6 protein-coding genes are annotated in these 5749 nt (G+C 71.6%); 2 read left to right on the top strand and 4 right to left on the bottom strand.

Annotated elements, in window-relative coordinates; all coding sequences use genetic code 11:
• On the top strand, nt 1-534 hold a 534-nt coding region (locus tag G6031_RS13045; RefSeq protein WP_347238496.1), incomplete at its 5' end, for an ATP-binding protein.
• The gene (locus G6031_RS13040) at nt 531-1187 is read left to right on the top strand and encodes a response regulator transcription factor (RefSeq protein ID WP_182653483.1); all 657 of its coding nucleotides are present in this window, start codon (nt 531-533) and stop codon (nt 1185-1187) included. The genes G6031_RS13045 and G6031_RS13040, both read left to right, overlap by 4 nt.
• A gap of 6 nt (nt 1188-1193) precedes the next feature.
• Here the strand turns inward: G6031_RS13040 and purB are convergent, their stop codons facing one another.
• Genes purB through G6031_RS13020 form a run of 4 tightly spaced genes read right to left on the bottom strand, consistent with a single transcriptional unit; the run spans nt 1194 to nt 5670 of the window.
• Nucleotides 1194-2651 carry an adenylosuccinate lyase gene (gene purB, locus G6031_RS13035; protein ID WP_179524592.1) on the bottom strand — a complete coding sequence of 486 codons (1458 nt, stop codon included), beginning with the start codon at nt 2649-2651 and terminating at the stop codon, nt 1194-1196.
• A 21-nt stretch (nt 2652-2672) separates the two neighbouring features.
• Nucleotides 2673-2816, bottom strand: coding sequence for a hypothetical protein (locus G6031_RS13030; RefSeq protein WP_182653482.1), 144 nt, complete (start codon nt 2814-2816; stop codon nt 2673-2675).
• 9 nt (nt 2817-2825) lie between these two features.
• The gene (locus G6031_RS13025) at nt 2826-4019 is read right to left on the bottom strand and encodes an aminotransferase class I/II-fold pyridoxal phosphate-dependent enzyme (RefSeq protein ID WP_182653481.1); all 1194 of its coding nucleotides are present in this window, start codon (nt 4017-4019) and stop codon (nt 2826-2828) included.
• A 22-nt stretch (nt 4020-4041) separates the two neighbouring features.
• Nucleotides 4042-5670, bottom strand: coding sequence for a DASS family sodium-coupled anion symporter (locus G6031_RS13020; RefSeq protein ID WP_347238497.1), 1629 nt, complete (start codon nt 5668-5670; stop codon nt 4042-4044).
• Nucleotides 5671-5749: the final 79 nt, after the last annotated feature.

Here is a 5749-nt window from a genome sequence, read left to right as displayed (position 1 = left end):
GCGCGGGCCGGGGCCGTGTGGTTGCGGGACCAGGGCCGCGAGACCCTCGACAACCTGCGGCAGATGGTCGGGCTGCTGCGCGAGGACTCCGGGGAGGCCGGGGACCGCGACGGACTGGCACCCGTGCCGGGGATCGCGGCGCTCGACCACCTGACCAGGACGGCCCGGTCGCTCGGGGACCGGGTGACCGTCGAGCTCGTCGGCGACCCGGTCCCCCTCCCGGCCCTCGTGGACGTGTCGGTGTTCCGGGTGGCGCAGCAGGCCGTGACGAACGCCCGGCAGCACGCGGGCGGCGCGGACGTGACGGTGCGGGTGACCTACGAGGTCGACGGGGTGGTGCTCGAGGTGCACAACGGTCCCGCCCTCGAGGGACCGGCACCGGTCCGCGGCACACACGGTGGGACCGGACTGGCGGTGATGCGCGAGCGAGCGGACCTCGTCGGGGGAACCCTCGACGCGGGTGGGACCGATGACGGCGGGTGGAGGGTGCGGCTGCGGGTCCCCGTGGCCACGGATGACGGGGGGCGCGCATGATCCGGGTGGCGCTGGTCGACGACCAGGCGGTGGTGCGCGCCGGGTTCCGGGTGCTGCTGGAGGAGGCGGCGGACCTCGACGTGGTCGGGGAGGCGTCCAGCGGCCCCGAGGCCGTCACCATGGTGCGCCGCACCCGACCCGACGTCGTCTGCATGGACGTGCGGATGCCCGGCGGGGACGGACTCACCGCGACCCGGCAGATCGTCGCCGAACGCGACGGCGACCGGCCCGCCGTACTCGTGGTGACGACCTTCGATCTAGACGACTACGTGTTCGGGGCCCTGGAGGCCGGGGCCAGCGGATTCATCCTCAAGGACTGCGACCCCGCCGAGCTCGCGCAGGCCATCCGACGCCTCGCCCGCGGGGAGGGAATGGTCGACCAATCCGTGACCCGGCGCGTGATCGCCGAGTTCGCCCGCCGGCGCCGGGCCCCCGACCCCGCGGAGGCCGCCGGCCCCCTCACCCCCCGCGAACGTGACATCGTCCGGCTGCTCGCCGAGGGCATGTCCAACGCCGAGATCGCGGCCGCCCTCCACGTGGAACAGTCCACCGTGAAGTCACACCTGGGGCGGGCCATGACCAAGCTCGGCACCAGGGACCGGCTACAGACCGTGGTGTGGGCCTACCGGACGGGGCTCGCCGGCGGGGCGTGACTCCCGCTAGAGGATCGAGCCCGGGGCGTACCCGGCGGCCTCCGGGTACCGGGCAACGAGTGCCTCGACGCGGGCGGCCACGGCGTCGACCTGATCACCGGCGGCACCGATGAACGCGGCGCGATCGGCCAGTGCCCCCTCCAGCGCCGCGCGGTCCAGCGGCAGCCGGTCGTCGGCGGCGAGCCGGTCGACGAGGTCGGGCTCGCGGCCCTCCTCCCGCATCGCCAACGCCACCGCCACCGCGTTCTCCTTGATCGCCTCGTGCGCGACCTCTCGGCCGACCCCGGCCCGGACGGCCGCCATGAGGACCTTGGTGGTGGCGAGGAACGGCAGGTAGCGCTGGAGCTCCTTGTCGATCACGGCCGGGTACGCCCCGAACTCGTCGAGCACGGTCAGGAACGTCTCGAACATGCCGTCCAGCGCGAAGAACGCATCCGGCAGAGCGACGCGACGCACCACCGAGCAGAAGACGTCGCCCTCGTTCCACTGCGCGCCGGCGAGCTCGGCGGCCATGGAGCCGTACCCGCGGAGGACCACCTGGAGCCCGTTGACCCGCTCGCAGGACCGGGTGTTCATCTTGTGCGGCATCGCCGACGACCCGACCTGGCCGGGCTGGAAACCCTCGGTGACCAGCTCGTGTCCGGCCATCAGCCGGATCGTGTGGGCCAGCGAGGACGGGCCGGCGCCCAACTGGACCAGGGCGGAGACGACCTCGTGGTCGAGGGACCGCGGGTACACCTGGCCGACCGAGTCCAGGGTCCGGGAGAAGCCCAGGTGCCCGGCGATGCGGCTCTCGAGCTCCGACATCTTCCCGGCGTCGCCCCCGAGCAGGTCGAGCATGTCCTGCGCGGTGCCCATCGGGCCCTTGATACCGCGCAGGGGGTACCGCTCCATCAGTGAGTCGACCCGCTCGAGCGCCAACAGCAGCTCATCGGCCGCGGAGGCGAAGCGCTTGCCCAGGGTGGTGGCCTGCGCGGCGACGTTGTGGCTGCGGCCGGCCATCACCTGGTCGCGGTGCGCCACCGCGTGCTCGGCCAACCGGCGAACCGCCGCCACCCCGCGGTCGCGGACCAACTCGAGGGAGCGGATCACCTGGAGCTGCTCGACGTTCTCGGTGAGGTCCCGGCTCGTCATTCCCTTGTGGATCTGCTCGTGTCCGGCGAGGGCGTTGAACTCCTCGATCCGGGCCTTGACATCGTGCCGGGTCACCCGCTCGCGCTCGGCGATCGACGCCAGGTCCACGCGATCGATCACGGCCTCGTAGGCCTCGATCACACCGTCGGGAACGGTGACTCCCAGATCACGCTGGGCGCGCAGGACCGCGATCCACAGCTGCCGCTCGAGCACGATCTTGTGCTCGGCGGACCACAGAGTGGCCAGGTCGGCGCTCGCGTAGCGCGAGGCGAGGACGTTGGAGATCCGGGGCTTGGTGGCCCGGGCGGGTACGGCGTTCTGGGCGGTCACGCCCCCAGTATCGCAGCCCGGTCAGGAGATCATCGAGCCGCCGGTGGACCCGGCGAGGATCTCGCGTGCGTTGAGGTAGACCTGATCCACCGTCAGCGGCGCCTCGAGCAACAGCCACGGGCGGGTGATGTAGACGATGGCGGTGATGATCTCGGCGGAACCCATGCGCCGACGTTAACCCGTGGGCGGCTGCCGCGGGACCAGTACGGCCTCCAGTCGGTCCATCGCCTCGGCGATCTCGGCGGTGTCCCCGGCGAAGCTCAGGCGCACCGTGTGCCGACCGTCGACGGTGTCGAAGTCGACGCCGGGTGTCAGCGCGACCCCCGTGCGTTCGAGGATCTCCGCGCACCACGCCACCGAGTCGTCGGTCCACTGCGAGACGTCGAAGTAGGTGTAGAAGGCTCCGTCGGGAGGTGCGGTCTCCCCCACCCCGAGTCCGGCGAGTCGGCGCAGCACGAGCTCGCGGTTCCGGGCGTACCGCTCCACGTGTGAGTCGAGCTCGGCTGCCGAGTCCTCGGTGAACGCGGCGACGGCGGCGAACTGGGCGTGCGCGGGCGGGCAGATGGTGAGGTTGCCGATGAGCCGGTCCACGGGGGCGCTCAGGTACCGCGGCAGCAGCATCCACCCGATCCGCCACCCGGTCATCGAGAAGTACTTGGACACCGAGCCCATCACCACGGACTCGCGGCTCGTCCGCCATGCGCTCGCGCACTCCCGGCCGTAGGTGACGCCGTGGTAGATCTCGTCGCTGACCAGCAACGTGCCGTGGGCCTCGCACCAGCGCGCGAGGGCGGCGAGTTCGGCGGCGTCGATGATCGTCCCGGTCGGGTTGGCGGGACTGGCCACGATGAGGCCGGCGGGCGGGTGGCCCAGCTCCGCCGTGACCGCCTCGAGCTGCGCGACCGTGGGTTGGTACCGGGTCCCGGGGCCGCAGGCGATCTCGTGGACAAGGCAGCCCAGGGCCTGGAGGGTGTTGCGGTAGGCGGGGTACCCGGGGCGGGCCATGACGACGGTGTCCCCGGGATCGAACGCGGCCAGGAAGAGCACCGTGAATCCGCCGGACGACCCGGTGGTGACGACGACGTCGTCGGCGGTCACCTCGACACCGTCCACCCGCCGGTGGTGGTCCGCGATCGCCTCCCGGAGCGGTCGGATTCCGATCGCCTCGGTGTAGCCGAGGATCTCGCCGTCCACCGCGCGCCGTGCGGCCTCCAGCACCGGCCCGGGCGCCGGGGTCGAGGGCTGCCCGGCACACAGGGAGATCACGTCGCCGTGGGTCTCCTGACGCCGCGCCGCCGCGGCCAGGACACTCATGACGTGGAACGGCTCGACGGCCGACCTGAGAGAGGGGGTACGCGCGACGCTCATGCCCCCGACGCTATCGCCCCCGTCAGGAGGTCAGTCCGAACACCCACACCAGGAGGGTCATGGTGACGAGCGTGATGAGCACGATCCCCACGAGGTTGAGCCACACCCCGCCGCGGATCATCTGGCCGATCGTCACGTATCCGGATCCGTACGCGATGGCGTTGGGCGGGGTCGCCACCGGCAGCATGAACGCGCAGGTGGCGGCCAGGGCGACCGGGACCGCCAGCAGCATCGGGTCGAGCCCGAGACCCAGCGCCACCCCACCCGCGACCGGCAGGAACGTCGCGGCGGTCGCGGTGTTGCTGGTCAGTTCGGTCAGGATGAGGACCCCGCCGGCGGCGACGACGACCAGCAGGACGACCGGCAGGCCACCGAGGGCGGCGGACTTCTCACCGATCCAGTCGGTGAGCCCGGACCCGGAGAACTGGGCCGACAGCGCCAGCCCGCCGCCGAAGAGCAGGAGCACCCCCCAGGGCAGGGCGAGCGCGGCCTCCCACGTCAACAGACGAACGCCACGCGCGGTGCCGGCGGGGAGCAGGAACAGCACGAGTCCGGCGATCAACGCGATCCCCGCGTCGGAGACGGGCGGGTCCTCCCACACCAACGGCACGGTCACCCACGCGACGGCGGCGGCGACGAACACGGCCAGGACGCGTTTCTCGCCCGACGAGATGGGGCCGAGGCTGCGTAGCTCGTCGTCGAACAGTTGCCGCCCCCCGGGGATCCGCTCCACCTCCGGCTTGAACAGCACCTTGGTGAGCAGGAACCAGGCGACCAGGAGCATCACGATCGACAGTGGGAGACCCACCATCATCCACCGGCCGAAACCCAGGATGATGCCGTGCTCGCTCTCGAGGTAGCCGGCGAGCAGGGTGTTGGGCGGGGTTCCGATGATCGTCGCCAGCGATCCGATCGACGCGGCGTAGGCGATGCCCAACATGAGGGCGGTCCCGAAGTTCGACCGGATGACGGCCTTCTTGACCTCGTCGGACGTCGGGTCCGACGAGGAGTCCATCCGGGGCATCGACCCCTCGGGGTCGTCCTCCTGACCTCCGGACCCGTTCCCGCCCAGTTCGGAGGCGAGCATGAGGACGGAGACGCCGATCGGCAGCATCATCACGGCCGTGGCGGTGTTGGACACCCACATGCTCAGGAAGCCGGTCGCGATCATGAACCCGGCGATGACCCGTGTCGAGCGGGTGCCCATCGCCCGGACCGTCAGCAGGGCGATCCGTCGGTGCAGGTTCCACCTCTGCATGGCGATCGCGATGAGGAATCCGCCCATGAACAGGAAGATGATGTTGTTGCCGTACTGGGCGCCGACGTCGTCGACCGAGATGTCCTGACCCAGCACCGGGAACGCGATGAGCGGCACCAGCGCCGTGGCGGGGATGGGGATGCACTCGGTCATCCACCAGATCCCCAGCAGCACCGCCACGGCAGCGGTCAGTCGCGCGTTGTGCTCCAGGTCCCCCGGCATGACCGTGTAGACCAGCACCGCGGCCGCGACCCCGGCGACGGTCCCGATCACACTGCGGACGAACTCGCCGCGGGGCACGGCGCCGTCGCGCTCACCGGGCGACTTCTGCTCGATCTCCGCGCCGCGGTCCGGGTCCGGGTCCAGGCCGCTCAGGTGGGGGGCCATGACCATCCTCCGGCCCCTCGGCCGATCACGGTCGCCGGTTGCCATCGCCTTCTCCCTCGCGCGCCACGCGTCCCGGAGCGGCCCC

Origin of the sequence: Dietzia sp. CQ4 (assembly GCF_014145125.1) — a bacterium.
GTDB lineage: Bacteria > Actinomycetota > Actinomycetes > Mycobacteriales > Mycobacteriaceae > Dietzia > Dietzia natronolimnaea.
Note: the sequence above shows the minus strand (reverse complement) of the source record. Positions and strands in the feature narration are given on the sequence as shown.

Excerpts from the sequence above, each read along its gene's own strand:
- G6031_RS13025 (WP_182653481.1), bottom strand. The coding sequence starts at position 4,019 with ATGAGCGTCGCGCGTACCCCCTCTCTCAGGTCGGCCGTCGAGCCGTTC.
- G6031_RS13020 (WP_347238497.1), bottom strand. The coding sequence starts at position 5,670 with ATGGTCATGGCCCCCCACCTGAGCGGCCTGGACCCGGACCCGGACCGC.
- G6031_RS13030 (WP_182653482.1), bottom strand. The coding sequence starts at position 2,816 with ATGGGTTCCGCCGAGATCATCACCGCCATCGTCTACATCACCCGCCCG.
- G6031_RS13040 (WP_182653483.1), top strand. The coding sequence starts at position 531 with ATGATCCGGGTGGCGCTGGTCGACGACCAGGCGGTGGTGCGCGCCGGG.